Origin of the sequence: Marinomonas sp. IMCC 4694, from assembly GCF_008122525.1 — a bacterium.
In the GTDB taxonomy this organism is placed as follows: domain Bacteria; phylum Pseudomonadota; class Gammaproteobacteria; order Pseudomonadales; family Marinomonadaceae; genus Marinomonas.
In genome coordinates, this window is sequence record NZ_VSRV01000001.1 from 2,999,171 (window position 1) to 3,014,639 (window position 15,469).

Annotated in this window: 16 protein-coding genes and 1 other RNA gene; 8 read left to right on the plus strand and 9 right to left on the minus strand. The window is 46.1% G+C overall.

All coding sequences use genetic code 11. The features are described from left to right. Positions 1 to 930 (plus strand): sensor domain-containing diguanylate cyclase, encoded by a 930-nt coding sequence (locus FXV75_RS13680; protein WP_148834245.1) that lies wholly within the window; start codon positions 1 to 3, stop codon positions 928 to 930. Positions 931 to 1,080: 150 nt separating this feature from the next. Here FXV75_RS13680 and FXV75_RS13685 read toward each other — a convergent pair whose 3' ends face one another. Further along, complete coding sequence (locus tag FXV75_RS13685) at positions 1,081 to 1,434, minus strand: hypothetical protein (protein WP_148834247.1); 354 nt, start codon at positions 1,432 to 1,434, stop codon at positions 1,081 to 1,083. A gap of 198 nt (positions 1,435 to 1,632) precedes the next feature. Here FXV75_RS13685 and recN point away from each other — a divergent pair, with 198 nt between their 5' ends. Further along, the gene (recN, locus tag FXV75_RS13690; RefSeq protein WP_148834249.1) at positions 1,633 to 3,303 is read left to right on the plus strand and encodes a DNA repair protein RecN; all 1,671 of its coding nucleotides are present in this window, start codon (positions 1,633 to 1,635) and stop codon (positions 3,301 to 3,303) included. A gap of 108 nt (positions 3,304 to 3,411) precedes the next feature. Here recN and fur read toward each other — a convergent pair whose 3' ends face one another. After that, positions 3,412 to 3,822, minus strand: coding sequence for a ferric iron uptake transcriptional regulator (gene fur / locus FXV75_RS13695; protein WP_148834251.1), 411 nt, complete (start codon positions 3,820 to 3,822; stop codon positions 3,412 to 3,414). Positions 3,823 to 3,891: 69 nt separating this feature from the next. On the opposite strand from fur, the gene FXV75_RS13700 reads away from it, so the two are divergent. Then, complete coding sequence (locus tag FXV75_RS13700) at positions 3,892 to 4,206, plus strand: outer membrane protein assembly factor BamE (protein WP_148834253.1); 315 nt, start codon at positions 3,892 to 3,894, stop codon at positions 4,204 to 4,206. Here the strand turns inward: FXV75_RS13700 and FXV75_RS13705 are convergent. Genes FXV75_RS13705 through FXV75_RS13715 form a run of 3 tightly spaced genes read right to left on the minus strand, consistent with a single transcriptional unit; the run spans position 4,203 to position 6,280 of the window. After that, complete coding sequence (locus tag FXV75_RS13705; protein ID WP_148834255.1) at positions 4,203 to 4,487, minus strand: RnfH family protein; 285 nt, start codon at positions 4,485 to 4,487, stop codon at positions 4,203 to 4,205. The genes FXV75_RS13700 and FXV75_RS13705 overlap by 4 nt on opposite strands. A gap of 1 nt (position 4,488) precedes the next feature. After that, positions 4,489 to 4,920, minus strand: coding sequence for a type II toxin-antitoxin system RatA family toxin (locus tag FXV75_RS13710; protein WP_148834257.1), 432 nt, complete (start codon positions 4,918 to 4,920; stop codon positions 4,489 to 4,491). 1 nt (position 4,921) lies between these two features. Next, positions 4,922 to 6,280 (minus strand): sodium-dependent transporter, encoded by a 1,359-nt coding sequence (locus tag FXV75_RS13715; RefSeq protein WP_148834260.1) that lies wholly within the window; start codon positions 6,278 to 6,280, stop codon positions 4,922 to 4,924. Positions 6,281 to 6,462: 182 nt separating this feature from the next. Here FXV75_RS13715 and smpB point away from each other — a divergent pair, with 182 nt between their 5' ends. Together smpB and ssrA are read left to right on the plus strand one after the other, a co-directional pair. Continuing rightward, positions 6,463 to 6,939, plus strand: a complete 477-nt coding sequence (gene smpB / locus FXV75_RS13720; RefSeq protein WP_148834261.1) for an SsrA-binding protein SmpB — start codon at positions 6,463 to 6,465, stop codon at positions 6,937 to 6,939. A gap of 64 nt (positions 6,940 to 7,003) precedes the next feature. Beyond that, positions 7,004 to 7,365, plus strand: a transfer-messenger RNA (tmRNA) gene (gene ssrA / locus FXV75_RS13725). A gap of 83 nt (positions 7,366 to 7,448) precedes the next feature. Here ssrA and FXV75_RS13730 read toward each other — a convergent pair. From FXV75_RS13730 to FXV75_RS13745, 4 genes are all read right to left on the minus strand, one after another. Beyond that, positions 7,449 to 8,447, minus strand: coding sequence for an IS110 family transposase (locus FXV75_RS13730; RefSeq protein ID WP_148831283.1), 999 nt, complete (start codon positions 8,445 to 8,447; stop codon positions 7,449 to 7,451). A gap of 377 nt (positions 8,448 to 8,824) precedes the next feature. Beyond that, positions 8,825 to 10,930 carry a ferrous iron transport protein B gene (gene feoB, locus FXV75_RS13735; RefSeq protein WP_148834263.1) on the minus strand — a complete coding sequence of 702 codons (2,106 nt, stop codon included), beginning with the start codon at positions 10,928 to 10,930 and terminating at the stop codon, positions 8,825 to 8,827. A gap of 60 nt (positions 10,931 to 10,990) precedes the next feature. Then, a complete protein-coding gene (locus tag FXV75_RS13740) occupies positions 10,991 to 11,215 on the minus strand; it encodes a ferrous iron transport protein A (protein WP_148834265.1) in 225 nt (74 codons plus the stop codon). Positions 11,216 to 11,447: 232 nt separating this feature from the next. Next, the gene (locus FXV75_RS13745) at positions 11,448 to 12,203 is read right to left on the minus strand and encodes an SDR family NAD(P)-dependent oxidoreductase (protein WP_148834267.1); all 756 of its coding nucleotides are present in this window, start codon (positions 12,201 to 12,203) and stop codon (positions 11,448 to 11,450) included. Positions 12,204 to 12,413: 210 nt separating this feature from the next. Between FXV75_RS13745 and FXV75_RS13750 the strand changes: the two genes are divergently transcribed. From FXV75_RS13750 to cysT, 3 genes are all read left to right on the plus strand, one after another. Beyond that, complete coding sequence (locus FXV75_RS13750; RefSeq protein WP_148834269.1) at positions 12,414 to 13,313, plus strand: LysR family transcriptional regulator; 900 nt, start codon at positions 12,414 to 12,416, stop codon at positions 13,311 to 13,313. 175 nt (positions 13,314 to 13,488) lie between these two features. After that, a complete protein-coding gene (gene cysP, locus FXV75_RS13755) occupies positions 13,489 to 14,502 on the plus strand; it encodes a thiosulfate ABC transporter substrate-binding protein CysP (RefSeq protein ID WP_148834271.1) in 1,014 nt (337 codons plus the stop codon). A gap of 98 nt (positions 14,503 to 14,600) precedes the next feature. Continuing rightward, entirely contained in the window at positions 14,601 to 15,461 is an 861-nt protein-coding gene (gene cysT, locus FXV75_RS13760; protein ID WP_148834273.1) for a sulfate/thiosulfate ABC transporter permease CysT, read from the plus strand. Positions 15,462 to 15,469: the final 8 nt, after the last annotated feature.

A 15,469-nucleotide genomic window follows, 5' to 3' on the forward strand; every position in this document is an offset into this window, starting at 1 on the left:
ATGACAGACCATAATTCTGTAAGGCATGCCACCCATCACTCTGCTGACAGGTTCCCAAATGGGGCCTTAATAACCAACGCATCTAGGACGATTATCTATGTAAACGCGTACTTCACAACCGAGTTATTATGGCAAACAACGGATATTATTGGTAAAAACCTTGATGTATTGTTTACAAAGCCCTCCAGTATTTTTTTTCAGAGCTACATTGTCCCTACGCTTTCACATGAGAGAATGTGCGAAGAAATGCAACTCACTATTTTTAACGCTAATGGCAAAAGGATCCCCATTACAGTAAACGCAACCGTTAAAGAAAACGGCTGTATATACTGGAGTTTTTTTAATTCATCAAAACGAGACCAGCTCTACGACGAACTGATAAAAGCCCGTGAAAAACTGACCGAAGCATTAGAGAAAGTGAATATACTGGCCTCCCTTGACGACCTCACGGGGTTGCTAAACAGAAGGGAAATGAAACACAAAAGTGCCCACGCGATTGAAAAAGCCGCATCACAGGGGCAAACAGTCACTTTATTGTTGCTGGACATCGATCATTTTAAAAAAATCAATGATTCTTATGGTCATTTAGAAGGTGATAGAGTGTTAATGGCGCTTGGCACCTTACTCAAAAAATCAATAGAGCAGCAAAATAACATGGAAAAGATGGGCCTTGTTTCTCGTTTTGGCGGCGAAGAATTTTTGATTTTGCTTACCAATATCACCGAAGCTGATGCGCTATCGTTTTGCAACCGCTTACATCGCTCAATGGCTGACATTGTTGTTGGCGGTGCTCCTTTAAAAGCCAGCATAGGAGTGAGCACCTTAACACCTGGTATGACATTCGAAGCTCTGTTCACTCAAGCAGACGGCGCGATGTACCAAGCAAAAGAACGTGGCCGCGACAGGACAGAGATATTTACTAGTGCATAACCGTTCCTAAAACATAGAAAAATATTCCTATTGTCGGACAAACAGCATTCCCTACTCTGTATATCGCTAAATACCTCCCCCTAAGGGCGGTCTTACGACGGTCCTAATATCACAATTCACACCGACTTAATGGTGAGTACTGGATTGCTTTCAGCTGCGTTTTCTTTCTTTTAAAATCCAGTTTTTCTGTGACAATCGGCTTATTTGTTTTAGTCGAAAAAATGATGGGCTTTTTGACCCCATACCAATAACCGCTTTTCGTTGTTCTTTGGTTTTTCCGTAAGTCACCCTGTCGATTCTGGATCGGTTCACTGGATTGCCGTGAAGATCCGTTTCGACAATCGCAAGATGGTCCGCGTTTAAATCCACACCTAATGGTCCCAGTAGGTAGCTTCCGCGCAGGCAGAGGAAAAGTACCATTGTGACACTGATTCCATGCCGCTCGGTAACGAATACTTTTTTCGCCCAAACGGATAGTTTCATGGGCAATACAATATTATGCATGCCTGTACCGTACAATATTGTGTGGAGTAGATTTTAGCCCTCATCTAAACGTCCATAATACAAAAAATCGCTAACAAGGCTTGCCAAAAAACCAACAATTACTGTATAAATAACCAGTTACTGTATGAATAACCAGCTAACATGTGAATTATCCGTAAAATACCACTGTGTAAACAGACTCTTTTTTTGGAGCTTTATATGCTGACCAGCATCGCCATTGCCAACTTTGCTATTGTTGAATCCCTTGAGCTAGAATTCAAAAAAGGCATGACTGTCATTTCAGGGGAAACTGGGGCTGGAAAATCCATCATGGTAGACGCTTTGTCATTATGCCTTGGGGATCGTACCGATGCCGCCGTTGTCAGGCACGGGCAAAAAAAAGCTGACATCAGCGCCAGCTTCGACATTCAACAGTATCCACACGTACACAAATGGCTAGAAAATAGAGATTTAGAACACGAACAGCATTGCATTTTACGCCGTGTTATCAGCAAAGAAGGCCGCTCCAAGGCTTATATAAATGGTCGCCCTTGTACACTCAGCGATTTAAAAGACGTTGGCAGTCAACTGGTCGACATTCATGGGCAACACGAACACCAGTCGCTTTTAAAAAAGAACGCCCAGCGCCAACAGCTCGATGCTTATGGGCAGCTAACGGATCTCAGTAAACGTGTCAGTTCACAGTACACAACGTGGCGTCAACTCAAAGAAGCCTTGTCTGCCCAACAAAACCGATCTTCTGAGCAAGACGCGAAAATTCAGTTGCTGTCTTATCAAGCACAAGAATTGCAACAGCTCGACCTCAAAGAAGGCGAGATAGAAGCCCTCGAAAACGAACAGGCGTTTTTATCCAACATCGCCGATTCTCAATGTAAGGCCTATCAAGCCAGTGGTATTTTAGTCGACAGCGACGAAGGCAATGTATGTTCACAACTGCATCAGGCCATTAGCAGCGCCAGCCAAATCCGCCCAGCAACAAAAGCCCTAGAAGAAGCCCTAGAAATGATGAACGCGGCGCTCATTCAAGCCCAAGAAGCCGCTGACAGCTTACACCATTATCAAGATACCTTAGAACAAGACCCAGAACGTCTTACTGACATTGAACAGCGGCTGTCTGACATTTACGACACAGCGCGCAAGCACCGTACGCTTCCAGAAGGACTTTTGTCCCTAAGAGAAGGTGTCGAAGCCGAATTAGAAAGTCTAAAAGGCAGCGAGGAAAGTATTGATGTTTTAAAAGAAAAAGAAGAGCAGGCTTACGAACAACTCACCGCACTGGCTACCGCATTAACGGAAAAGCGGATTATGGCCAAAGATGACTTGGCACAAAAAGTCGAAGAGCAAATACACGGATTAGGCATGCCTCATGCGCGTTTCTTTATTCAATGTCAGCCGCTCAATCAAGTAACCGCACATGGCTTTGAAGATGTGGAATACATGATAGCCTCTAACCCGGGCCAACCGGCTCAGCCGCTGCGTAAAGTCGCCTCCGGCGGAGAATTATCCCGTATTAGCTTAGGCATTCAAGTTGTCACGGCACACACTTCGATCATTCCTACCTTAGTGTTTGATGAGGTCGATGTGGGCATCAGTGGTGGCACGGCTGAAGTCGTTGGACGCATGTTGCGTTCAGTGGGCAACCGCGGTCAAGTGTTCTGTGTGACCCATCTGGCTCAAGTCGCCGCCCAAGGAAACCAGCATTTGCGTGTTAGTAAGTTAGTTGCAGATGAAGCAACCTCGTCTCAAGTTGAACAACTAAAAGACCAAGATCGCACACAAGAAATCGCACGTTTATTGGGGGGATTAGAGCTCACCGAACAAACCCTTGCCCATGCACGAGAAATGCTAGGCAATGTTCAGCTTCAATAACACTCACAACGTCAGAAAATAACGATGTTTTCTGATCAAAACGACAACCATAAAAAAGGCGTGAACAGTAACGTTCACGCCTTTTTTATGGGTTAAATCGAAAGCTGTTTATTTTTTCTTTGGGCGAACGTAAAGAATCAAACTGTGATCTTCAATCTCAAAACCATGCTCTTCAGCAATCTCATGCTGACGCTTTTCAATAATAGGATCGACAAATTCAATAACCTTACCTGTATCAAGGCAAATCATATGATCATGATGGTCGCCCTTTGCCAACTCGAACACCGCTGTACCGGCTTCAAAGTGATGTCGCTGCACCAAGCTAGCGGTTTCAAATTGAGTAAGCACTCGATAAACTGTGGCCAAACCTACATCTTCCCCTTGATCTAACAAGGTACGATAGACATCATCGGCACTCATATGACGGTCGCCAGCACCTTCAAGAATTTGTAAAATTTTTACTCTTGGCAAGGTTACCTTGAGTCCCGCTTTCTTTAGCTCTTGATTTTCGCTAGTCATGAGTCATTCTCTATTCGATCTTGTTGATAATTACTTTATCATTAGCACACCAGAGTAAGGATAATACAAATGAAAAAATCAGTTTTAATACTATGCGCCCTTTCAATCAGCGCATGCAGTTTATTTCCACCACCTTACAAGGTTCCTGTCACACAAGGAAACCTTATCACCAAGGAACAATTAACTCAGCTACAGGTTGGTATGTCTGAATCTCAGGTCACTTACCTACTGGGCAATCCTATGCTAAAAGATACCTTCAAACCAAATGAATGGCACTACCTGTACACTACTCGATATGCGACACCCGATACCAAGCAAAGTGAAGCCAAGGATCTTGTACTTATTTTCAGTAATGGCACGTTAGTTGACATCAAAAACAACTAAGCCTTTGACGCTTTTGCTGCGCGGTTGGCCCTAGCTTGCTTGGGGTCAACTTGTAATTCGCGATACAGCTCGACTCGCTCACCTTCTTTTAAAACGTGTTCTTCTGGATTACGTATCGCTTTACCAAAAATACCCACCTTTACCGTCTCAGGGTCAACGTCAGGAAAAAACACGCTAATATTGGACTGACGAACCGCATCACGAACGGTGCAATGTTCTTCCACCTCTAACACAATGATTTTTTGCTTTTCAGGTAAGGCGTAAGCCACTTCTACTCTCATATTACTCACCGTACACTACTTTTGCGCGCTTACTAAAAGAATCAACCATGGTATTCGCTATCTGGCTGAACACACCACCAAAAGCGAATTTCAGCATACCGCTTAATTCAAATTCGATATTTAACATGATCTTACAGCTGGTTGGAGACAACTCGGTAAAGGTCCAAATCCCATGTAGACTTTTAAACGGTCCTTTTACTAAGGTCATTTCGATTCGACTGTAATCCTGTAAAAAATTTCTTGTCGTAAACGACTGGCGCACCGGCCCTTTACCAACCTCCAGAGAGGCCACAAGCTCTGTAGGCGTTCTTGACACCAAAGTAGAGCTTATACAACCTGGCAAAAATTCAGGGTAACCATCCACATCATTCACTAAAGCATACATTTGCTCACAGCTGTAATTCACATGAGCAAAGCGTTCTATATGGCTCAAACTACCCTCCTATCCAACCAGCAAGGGTAATCACAACCATTGCTGGAATACTGATGAATTTCAGTGTTTTATACCACCATTGAAAATGATTTGCTTGTTTTGTGATCATCTCATTCTGCAACATAGAATGAGGAATAAACCACGCCACCATAATCGATAATAAAATAGCGCCGACAGGCAAGAGCACCAAAGACGTCATACTGTCTAACAACTCAAACACATTTAACCCAAGCAAAAGTTTATTGTCCCAGTGATTGAATGACAGCAAGACGGCAATTCCCACAAACCACACGGCAATCCCCATGAAAACCGCGGCTTTTAAACGCGTCATAGAGAATCTTTCATGCAACCAAGCGACAAACAATTCCAACATAGAAATAGCTGAAGTAAGAGCCGCCACAACCAGCAACACAAAAAACACTCCTGCAAAAAACTGACCGCCTAACAAATTACCAAAAATGATAGGCAAAGACACAAAGGTCAAACTGGGTCCGGCCTCTACATCGATATTGAATGAAAAAACTAAGGGAAAAATCACCAAACCGGCCAGAATCGCGACCAACAAATCCACCCCAACTACAATAGTACAAGCTCGGGCGATCGACATGCGTTTGCTCATGTAAGCCCCATAAGCAAACATGGCCCCCATTCCGACACTTAAACTGAACAACGCAAGACCAACCGCGGCCAAAATCACATCAAAACTTACGTCTTGCCACGACCAACGAAACATAAAGTTCAACGCTTCGGCGCTATTACCAATTAGCATAGAATAAGACGCAAGCAATATTAAAGTCACCACTAATACGGGCAACAAAATTTTAACCACGGCCGAAAGACCTCGCGTAACAGACTGCCCCACCGTCAATATGACCAACGCCATAAAAATCGTGTGCCACAACAGCATCTCGGCTGGCGTTGCCAGTAGCGTGTCGAACATACGGTAAGCCGCTTCTTGTGTAATGCCCACAAATTCGCCCGACACCGCACGGTCTAAATAAGCCAAAGACCAGCCTGCAATAACGCTATAAAAGGTCAAAATCAAAAAGCCCGTCACACCTGCTAGCCAAGGTACAAACACCCACCCAGAATGTAGAATATGCCGTTCACTTAAATCATTCACGGTATCAATGGGATTGGACCGCACTGTGCGACCCAGAGCGACCTCTGCCATCAACACAGGCAGGCCTACTAATAGCAGACAGAGGCAATACACTAGCAAGAAAGCACCACCGCCATTTTGGCCTAGTACATAGGGAAACTTCCAAATATTTCCTAAACCCACCGCAGATCCACTTGCAGCAAAAATAAATATCCATGGACTTGACCAGATACCTTGTAAACATCGACTTTCAGGCATAAATTTAGGCTCTAAATACACAACAAGTGTTTAAGGATAGGAATAAAACGCAAACGTGGCCAACACATAAGCAACACCTATCAAAATAAAGTACATTCGTGACTATGAATTTTCTAACATTCGGCCCCATACCTCAAGAAAAGCATAGGTTTTTACCACTATCGACCGTATAATTTCTAACTATGAGTAAAGTAAAGAAAAAATCCAGCAGCACAGGCACAATAGCGCTTAATAAACGTGCAAAATACGACTACTTTGTCGACCAGAAGTTCGAAGCCGGACTGGTTTTATCTGGTTGGGAAGTAAAAAGTCTACGCGAAGGCAAAGCTCAACTCGTTGACGCCTTCGTTATCATCCACCAAAACGAAGCCTGGCTTGTTGGCGCGCGTATCACGCCATTACTCAGCGCTTCTACCCATGTTGTTTGTGAACCCATGCGTCAACGCAAGCTTTTGCTTAACCGCAAAGAACTCGAACGCATCATCCAAGTGACAGAACAAAAAGGCAAAACGTGTGCCGCCATGGCACTGTACTGGAAAGCCAACAAAATCAAATGTGAAGTTGCCCTGGTAACGGGTAAAAAAGAACACGATAAACGTGATACGGAACGCGACCGAGATTGGTCACGAGACAAAGAACGTTTAATGAAACACGCCTAACAAAGCATTTAAAGGTTAGCTCTAGCGTAAAGAATAAGTTTACGTTAGACTGGCAACGCTTTTTGGGGGCGACATGGTTTCGACGTCGGTTACAAACCCAAAGGTGCATGTCGAGAGTGATGCGTGATCTCGTAAATCCCCCGCATCAATTTTATAGTCGCAAACGACGAAAACTACGCTTTAGCAGCCTAAACCGCTGCTAGTGTGCTGCCCTCAGGTTGCTTGTAGCCAGAGATTCTGCAGTATCATAAATTACGAGATGCTAACTGATGCCCCGCCTAGGGATAAGGTTCTAAGATTAAGTAGGCTCGCCATTAACACCCTGTCCTTCGGGCGGTTCGTGGTCAAATAATAGAAGTGACTATGCATGTAGAGCCGATGGCAGAGGACTGACGGACGGGGGTTCGACCCCCCCCGCCTCCACCAATTAAAGGCTTGATTTTAAAAGGGTTTGCACTTTTTAAAATGAAGTCGACACACAAACGATAAACTGTTTGTAGATACTCTGTTTAAGCGCAAGCTTTTTTATGTTCCTCACTGAATAATTTTGATGAATCAAAAGGCGTGTTTGATTTAAAACACGCCCAGACTCCAGTCAGCATTTTGCGCATTACGGCACACATAGCTTGGATCTTTTTCTTACCTCGCGCGATTAACGCTTGGTAAAACGCCTTTGCGTTTGGGTCATGACGAACAGCTGACATCGCTGGCATAAATAGCGCACAGCGTAGATAAGTGTTACCCGCTTTACTCAGCCTGCCTGGACGGTTGAGGCTGCTACCAGATTGGTTAAGCCGTACATCTAAACCAGCGTATCGACTCACCTGATTGGCCTTAAGTGTTTCTGGTAAAATAATCAGCTCTCCTAGCATGGCAATAGCCGAGACTTCTCCAATGCCCTTAGCCGCTAGAATATTATTAAATTGCTGCACTATTTCAGCATCGCTTTTAATCATTTCTAGAGCAGCCGTACGCAAACGCTGAATACGATTTTCTAAAGATGCAATACCCTCTTGCTCATCAAGAATAACTACGCAAGACGTTCCTTCATAAGATGTCATGGCATGTAAGCGGTTTTTTGCTTTAGTACAGTCACCTGTTAAACGATTGATTTGTCTTGATATATCTCGTAATTTTAGTTTGTCTTTATGAGGAGGTGTCCACTTTTCAGGTGTCATGCGTTGTGCATATTCCGCCAGCAAGGCAGCGTCAATACTATCTGTTTTACTGTGCGCTAACTTCATCTGAGCAAAGTGATTAAAGCTCTTGGGATTAATCACACTAATAGATATTTTGGCATCATGAAGGGCAACGGCTAAATCTAAATAATAGATCCCTGTGGCCTCCATTACGATCAATTTCGGATGATGCTTTTGTAAGAATTCGATCAGTGTTGCTCTACCGCCAGGTGTTTGTTGAAACGTTTTTACGGAACTATTTTTATCATTCTGACGTACGACAAGATCAACGGTTTTTGCCGCGATATCAATACCTACAAATGTACTCATGGTTTGCGTACTCGTTAATTTAGTTAGATAATAATTACCGGTCCCTGACCTCGTACTTTTTACCACTCAACCTTGTAATACGAAGTCACCTTTGGGTGCTTCTTGATACTCTTCGAGATGAGTAAATGAGGCGGGGGCCACTCTACAAACGAGGTCAGTAAACTGCCTCAAGGTCGGCACGGCCTCCCGATAATAACTAAAGAATACACCTCAATAGCCATTAAGATCATCATACAAGGTCAAATAAAAAAGGAAGCCAGAACGGCTTCCTTTTTTTGTCTGAATTTTCGTATTTCACGCCTTAAGCCGTTATTTTACAGGCAAATTTCTTTGACCAACATCATGATACAGAGTCAAAATAAAAGGTCCTATAGTAACTATCCAACGGCAATTATGTTGCTTTCAATACGCGGCTTCACCCAGACTTTGAGGCCGATAATAAAGAAAATCAACCAAAGAGCTGCAAGACCCATGGTTACGCTAGCGCTAAAAGGGTGGTCGGTGAAGGTTAATAGTTGAAAGCTAAATACCGCGGTCACGTAAGCCACCGAGGTACTCCAAGCGACGATAACACTGGTCCACAGTAAGCCGCCTTCTTTCATTAAGGCGCCGATGGTCGCGGCGCACGGAGTGTAAAGTAGAACAAACACCAAATACGAAAACGCGCCTTTCCAGCCCTCAAACAGAGCAACCATGTTGCTGTTTCCTGGGGCGATGACTTGGCTTTTGGCGTCTGACACGCTAGTGAGTCCGAGCGGGTCGGTTAAGGTAGTAACCACGCCAGCAAGGTTTGAGCCAAGCAAAGACAGCGAACCAATAAGGTTGCTAATCGGCGATTCGTATTCGATGTCGCTCGATGTCATCGTATTCGACCCATCTCGAGTAATGCCCGAATAAAGTGTATCCATGGTGCCGACAACGGCTTCTTTCGCCAAAATGCCCGTAAACACGCCGACGGCCGCGGGCCAGTTGTCGTCTCCCATGCCAATCGGAGCAAACATCGGCGTAATGACTTGCCCGATTTCTGCCAAGGCCGAAGGTTTACCGCCTTCTTCAGTCGATTGCCAAGACGGCACAGCATTCAATATGGTCAACACAGCCGACACCAAAATGATGGTTTTGCCAGCGCGCACAATAAAGCCACGTACCTTATGCCAGCTGGACAAGCCCACGTTACTCCAGCGTGGTCGATGATAATGGGGCATTTCCATCAAGACGCTCACACGAGCATGACGAAACAATTGCTTTCTGAAAATCCACGCCGTACCTACGGCCATCACGATGCCCAGTAAATACAGGCCAAACACCAATACACCGCCGTTTTCTCGAAAGAATACCGACACAAACATCACGTACACCGCCAATCGCGCACCACAGGACATAAAGGGCGCCATCGCCATAGTGAGCATGCGTTGTCGCACGTTGGTTAAACTGCGTGTCGCCATGATCGATGGAACATTGCAGCCAAAGCCCAGCAATAAGGGTATAAACGCCTGACCTGGCAAGCCGATCGACGACATGATGCGATCAACAATAAACGCCGCCCGTGCCATGTAACCGCTGTCTTCCAACACGCTCAAACAGAGGTACAAAAAGCCAATCACGGGAATAAAGCTGGCCACCAGCTGCACGCCGCCGCCCAAACCGTTCGCAAAAATCACAATCAACCATTCTGGAGCGCCCAATTGCGCCATCCAATGACTCGGGAAAACCACAAACCAATAGCCCGCAAACTGATCAATCGGGTCGATGAACAAGGTCCCGACGCCAATGGCGACCGCAAACATGGCGTACATCGCCAACAAGAAAATAGGAATACCCAACCAAGGATGCAGCACAATACGATCAATCTTATCGGTGAAATTATTGGCTTGCGCGCGCCCAGTCACCACATTGTTCAACCATGTAGAAAGACTTGGTACGGGATGTTTTATCGATTTATCGCCTTGTAATATGGTATCCAAAACGCTTGGTAACGCTTGAACATGCCCTAACAACTGACCTTGTAAATCCGCAACGGACAATGGGTGACCATCCACAATAGGCACACCAATGTTCTTCGACAGCACGTCTATATCCGGCATGATATTCAGCTTGCGCGCCAAATCCGTCATGGTTAGCACGATCACAATGGGACGACCCAACGCAACCAGCTCTTGAGTGAGTTTTAAATTACGCTTGAGGTTGGTCGCGTCTACCACGTTCACAATCACATCGTAATCGTCTTGCGTTAAAAAGCGCCGCGCGATCACTTCATCCATGCCACCGGTTTGATTGTCTAGGCTGTAAATACCGGGTAAATCTGTCATGTCCACGCGAGTGTTGGTTCCGTTAACCGTGTCGACGCTGTTGAAAAAGCCGGTTTTGCAATCCACAGTGACGCCGGCCCAATTACCGACTTTTTGGCGTGTGCCAGCTAACTTATTAAATAACGTGGTTTTTCCTGTGTTGGGATTTCCCACTAAAGCGATATGGAAGGTCATAAATACGGCTATCTCAAATAAAAACAAGTGGCCCAAAAGCCAACGCGTCGTTCGCGTAGATTAATCACAAAGGTAAACATGGTTGGCATCATCGGAGTGAATCGCGACCAAGGTCGCGCCGACTTTTACTTGCAAAGACCGACCGAATGGCGCTCTTGTCATTAACTGTATGGTTTCGCCCGGGTCAAAGCCCAGTGCTAGCAATTGTTGCTGCATGTCCGCTTGAGGATGAGATACCTGGCGAATCGTCGCGATGTGGCCTTTTACCAATTCAGACAGAACCATATTCCCTCCAATAACGGACTTAATAACAATTATCACTTCTATAAACAGGGTTATTATGGCTTATAAATGCGTTGGGCTACCAGAATAAAATGTCATTTATGAGTAAAAAAACACCCGTTACCTACAAAAAAACAATGACAAGATCAGCAATACAGAAACATAAAAAAGCCCTCATAAGAGAGCTTTTTTAACCAGGGCTTTTAAAGAGATATGGCTATATTTTACTCACAACTCAAAGAAACATGCCGCCGGACGCTTCGATACGTTGCCCCGTGATCCAGCCACTGTCGTCACTCAATAACATACTCACCGCTTTACCGATGTCGTCGGCTTCCCCAGCCCGTCCGAGCGCGGTAATAGAGGATATCATCTGGTTGACCTGCTGGTTATCACGCACATTGCCACCGCCAAAATCGGTCGCAATGGCGCCCGGTGCCAAGGTATTGACACGAATTTTACGCACGGCAAACTCTTTAGCCATGTAGCGCGTCATGACTTCCACCGCGCCTTTCGCCATAGCGTACGCGCCATAACCTGGCAGACTAAAACGAGCCAGACCCGAAGAAACATTTAAAATGTGCCCGCCGTCTTTTAATATCGGCAACAAGGCTTGCGTGATGAAAAAAGGCCCTTTCACGTGGGTGGCTAACATGTCCTCTAACGCCTCGTAGGTGGTCTCTTCTAAGCTCGCGTGATGGCCTGTCCCTGCGTTATTCAGTAAATAATCAAAATCGTGACGAGAAAACGCCTCCTCCAAAATAGACGCCACTGAGCTTACAAACCCTGGAAAAGCCCCAAAGTCTCTCGTATCTAATGGTAAAGCCACGGCTTTTTGACCGGTTTTTTTGATCTCTTCCACCACGTCTTGAGCAGCTTGAGCATTGCGATGGTAAGTAAAAATCACATCGACCCCTTTGTTTGCCAGTGCTAACGCACTGTTTCGGCCTAAACCACGGCTACCACCAGTAATAATTGCTAACTTGTTCATTGTCTACTCCACTGCGTATTGGCTGCTCTGATGAATCGAATCTAGTTACTGACACCCGTTGAAACAGGGTGAAGCAATGAGGCTGTAGAGCATAGGCGAGTTATTTAGAGAGATAAACGAACCAAAAATGTTAACATTGTTCGGATATAACGAACAAAAGGCCAATGCAATGGATAAAAGGCCAATGCAATCGATAATAAGGACAGTACAATGGATCAAATAGATGCCATGCAGCGCTTTGTCTTGGTCGCTCACACCCGTAGCTTCACAAAAGCCGCCGAGACACTTGGCTTACCTAAGTCGAGTATCTCAGCCTCGGTACAAGACCTTGAAAAACAGCTTGGCGTTAGGCTGTTTCATCGCAGCACGCGCAGTGTCACACTCACCCAAGATGGCGAAACCTACTTGCCACAGTGTCAAACGCTGTTGGCAGAAGTGGATGCTCTCAACAGCCAGTTTCAACGTAACCCTGACGACATCCGAGGCACGCTGCGCATTGACATGCCAAGCCGCTTTGCTGCCACCGTTGTGATCCCTCATCTTTCTCGTTTTCTTGCCACATACCCCAACTTACGGCTGAAAATAAGCAGTGCGGATTATCGAGTGGACCCCGTCAAAGAAGGCCTAGATTGCGTTATTCGCGTGGGCGAATTAACTAACAGTGACTTAATAGCCCGGCCCTTAACCCTCTATCGCAGTATCAATTGCGTCTCCGCCGAATATGTCGCGCAATATGGCATGCCGACCACATTAGCGGATTTAGCCCATCACAGACTGATCGAATATTCCCATACTCTGGGCAACGTAGAAGCACACTTTGAATACATGGAGGGCGATCAGGTTAAACAGCTTGCCATGCCAAGTCGCATCGCGGTAAATGGCACCGAGGCGTATTTGAATGCCTGCTTATCCGGTTTGGGCATCGCTCAAATTCCCGTTATCGGCGTCGAAGCCCTCATAGAGGAAAAGCGATTAATACCGGTTTTAACCCAATATGAAGCGCAGCCCATGCCCGTTTCCTTGCTTTATCCCTCCCGTCGCCTCCCCCCAAAAAGGCTGATCATTTTCATGGACTGGCTGCACGCGTTGGTGCTGAGTAAGGAAAAATAATGCCTATTTTTACGCGAAAGTATTGAACCAATATTGAAACAATACCAAAACAAAGCACCCCAACAGAACGTCCTATCTATATTCCTAAATGTTTTATTAAAATCCATTGTAATAACCAAATCATTTAATTAACCTTGCGGTCATTGAACATTAACGCAGCCCAAATGAGGTTATTATGACATTTACACCACGTGCCCTTAAATCCCTTGTCGGCACCGTATTGCTGAGCGGTGCGGTACACGCATCGGCGGCAGATCAAACGATTTTGAACACCTCTTACGACATCGCTCGCGAGCTGTTCGCGACCTACAACCCGACGTTTGAAAAGCACTGGTTGGAAACGACCGGTAAAACCATCGAGATCAAGCAATCTCATGCGGGCTCTTCTAAACAAGCTAACGCCATCATGAATGGCTTGTCCGCCGATGTAGTGACGTTTAACCAGGTCACCGACGTGCAAGTGCTGCACGACAAGGCAAAAATGATTCCGGCGGATTGGAAAAAAGCCTTCCCGAACGACAGTTCGCCTTACTATTCCACCACCGCGTTTTTGGTACGTAAGGGCAACCCAAAAAACATTCAAAGTTGGGGCGATTTAGTTCGTGACGACGTGGCCTTGGTATTCCCAAATCCAAAAACCTCGGGCAACGGTCGTTACACCTACTTGGCGGCACAAGGTTACGCACAAAAAACCTTCGGCAAAGACCAAGAAGCCGCCGTGGACGACTTTTTGAAAACCTTTTTGAAAAACGTCGCGGTATTTGACACCGGCGGTCGTGGCGCAACGACGACTTTCGTTGAGCGTGGCATTGGCGATGTGCTCATCACTTTTGAATCCGAAGTAAACAACATTCGCAACCAATACGGCGCAGACGAATATCAAGTGGTGGTACCAAAAACGTCTATTTTGGCGGAATTCCCCGTGGCTGTGGTAGAAAAAAATGCCAAGCGCAACGATTCAGAAGCCGTGTCACACGAGTACCTAAACTACTTGTACAGCGAAGCATCACAGCGTTTGTTGGCGGGCTTTAACTACCGTGTACACAACGAAGTAGTCAAAGCGGAATTTGCTGAGCAGTTCCCAGAAGTGACCTTGCTGACGGTAGAAGAGATCGCTGGCGGCTGGCCAAAGGCCACCCAAGAGATCTTTAAAAACGGCGGCAAATTGGATCAATTACAGCGTCGCTAGACTTTAACTTAAGTGACTAAGCCGAGCACCTTTGTGTTCGGCTTTTCTGTTTCACAGCGAGTAACCCTAACCAATACGACTCACCCATAGGCAACCAGATGGCAACACAATTACGCGCCGCCGACATTCGTCCTCGCCACAAACGCGTCCTTCCCGGACTGAGTTTGAGTCTGGGCACTTCCCTGCTGTTTATAAGCTTGATTCTTTTGCTGCCGATGACCGGCTTGATCATGCAATCGGTGGACATGGGCTGGGAACGCTATTGGGAAGTGATCAGCGACGAACGCGTGGTCGCCAGTTATAAAGTCACCCTGTGGGCGGCCTTGATCGCGTCGATTTTTAATGGCTTTTTTGGCTTGTTATTGGCGTGGGTCTTGGTGCGTTACGATTTTTGGGGCCGTCGCATTCTCGATGCCTTGGTGGATTTGCCCTTTGCCCTGCCCACCGCGGTCGCCGGTATTACCTTAGCCACTCTGTACGCGCAAAACGGTTGGTACGGCAATGTGCTAGAAAGCCTCGGTTTAAAAGTCGCTTACACGCCGTGGGGCATTGTGCTCGCCATGGCGTTCACCAGCATTCCCTTTGTGGTGCGCACCGTGCAGCCGGTGTTGGAAGAATTGTCCCCCGAGGAAGAAGAAGCCGGCATGACCTTGGGCGCGTCGGACTGGTCGGTGTTTCGTCGCGTGATTTTTCCGGCATTGTGGCCCGCCTTGATGACGGGGGTTGCCTTGTCGTTTACTCGCAGCTTAGGGGAATTTGGCGCGGTGATCTTTATCGCTGGCAACATGCCTTATGTGAGCGAAATCACCTCATTGATGATTTTCGTCAGCTTACAAGAATTCGATTTCCCTGCTGCCAGCGCCATTGCCTCGGTGGTGTTGATGGCGTCGCTGATTCTCTTGTTCGCGATTAATATCTGGCAGGCGCGTTATTTACGTCGTCTTCATGGACGCAACTAGGTCTATTT

Excerpts from the sequence above, each read along its gene's own strand:
- FXV75_RS13680 (WP_148834245.1), top strand. The coding sequence starts at position 1 with ATGACAGACCATAATTCTGTAAGGCATGCCACCCATCACTCTGCTGAC.
- FXV75_RS13685 (WP_148834247.1), bottom strand. The coding sequence starts at position 1,434 with ATGCATAATATTGTATTGCCCATGAAACTATCCGTTTGGGCGAAAAAA.
- recN (WP_148834249.1), top strand. The coding sequence starts at position 1,633 with ATGCTGACCAGCATCGCCATTGCCAACTTTGCTATTGTTGAATCCCTT.
- fur (WP_148834251.1), bottom strand. The coding sequence starts at position 3,822 with ATGACTAGCGAAAATCAAGAGCTAAAGAAAGCGGGACTCAAGGTAACC.
- FXV75_RS13700 (WP_148834253.1), top strand. The coding sequence starts at position 3,892 with ATGAAAAAATCAGTTTTAATACTATGCGCCCTTTCAATCAGCGCATGC.
- FXV75_RS13705 (WP_148834255.1), bottom strand. The coding sequence starts at position 4,487 with ATGAGAGTAGAAGTGGCTTACGCCTTACCTGAAAAGCAAAAAATCATT.
- FXV75_RS13715 (WP_148834260.1), bottom strand. The coding sequence starts at position 6,280 with ATGCCTGAAAGTCGATGTTTACAAGGTATCTGGTCAAGTCCATGGATA.
- smpB (WP_148834261.1), top strand. The coding sequence starts at position 6,463 with ATGAGTAAAGTAAAGAAAAAATCCAGCAGCACAGGCACAATAGCGCTT.
- FXV75_RS13730 (WP_148831283.1), bottom strand. The coding sequence starts at position 8,447 with ATGAGTACATTTGTAGGTATTGATATCGCGGCAAAAACCGTTGATCTT.
- feoB (WP_148834263.1), bottom strand. The coding sequence starts at position 10,930 with ATGACCTTCCATATCGCTTTAGTGGGAAATCCCAACACAGGAAAAACC.
- FXV75_RS13740 (WP_148834265.1), bottom strand. The coding sequence starts at position 11,215 with ATGGTTCTGTCTGAATTGGTAAAAGGCCACATCGCGACGATTCGCCAG.
- FXV75_RS13745 (WP_148834267.1), bottom strand. The coding sequence starts at position 12,203 with ATGAACAAGTTAGCAATTATTACTGGTGGTAGCCGTGGTTTAGGCCGA.
- FXV75_RS13750 (WP_148834269.1), top strand. The coding sequence starts at position 12,414 with ATGGATCAAATAGATGCCATGCAGCGCTTTGTCTTGGTCGCTCACACC.
- cysP (WP_148834271.1), top strand. The coding sequence starts at position 13,489 with ATGACATTTACACCACGTGCCCTTAAATCCCTTGTCGGCACCGTATTG.
- cysT (WP_148834273.1), top strand. The coding sequence starts at position 14,601 with ATGGCAACACAATTACGCGCCGCCGACATTCGTCCTCGCCACAAACGC.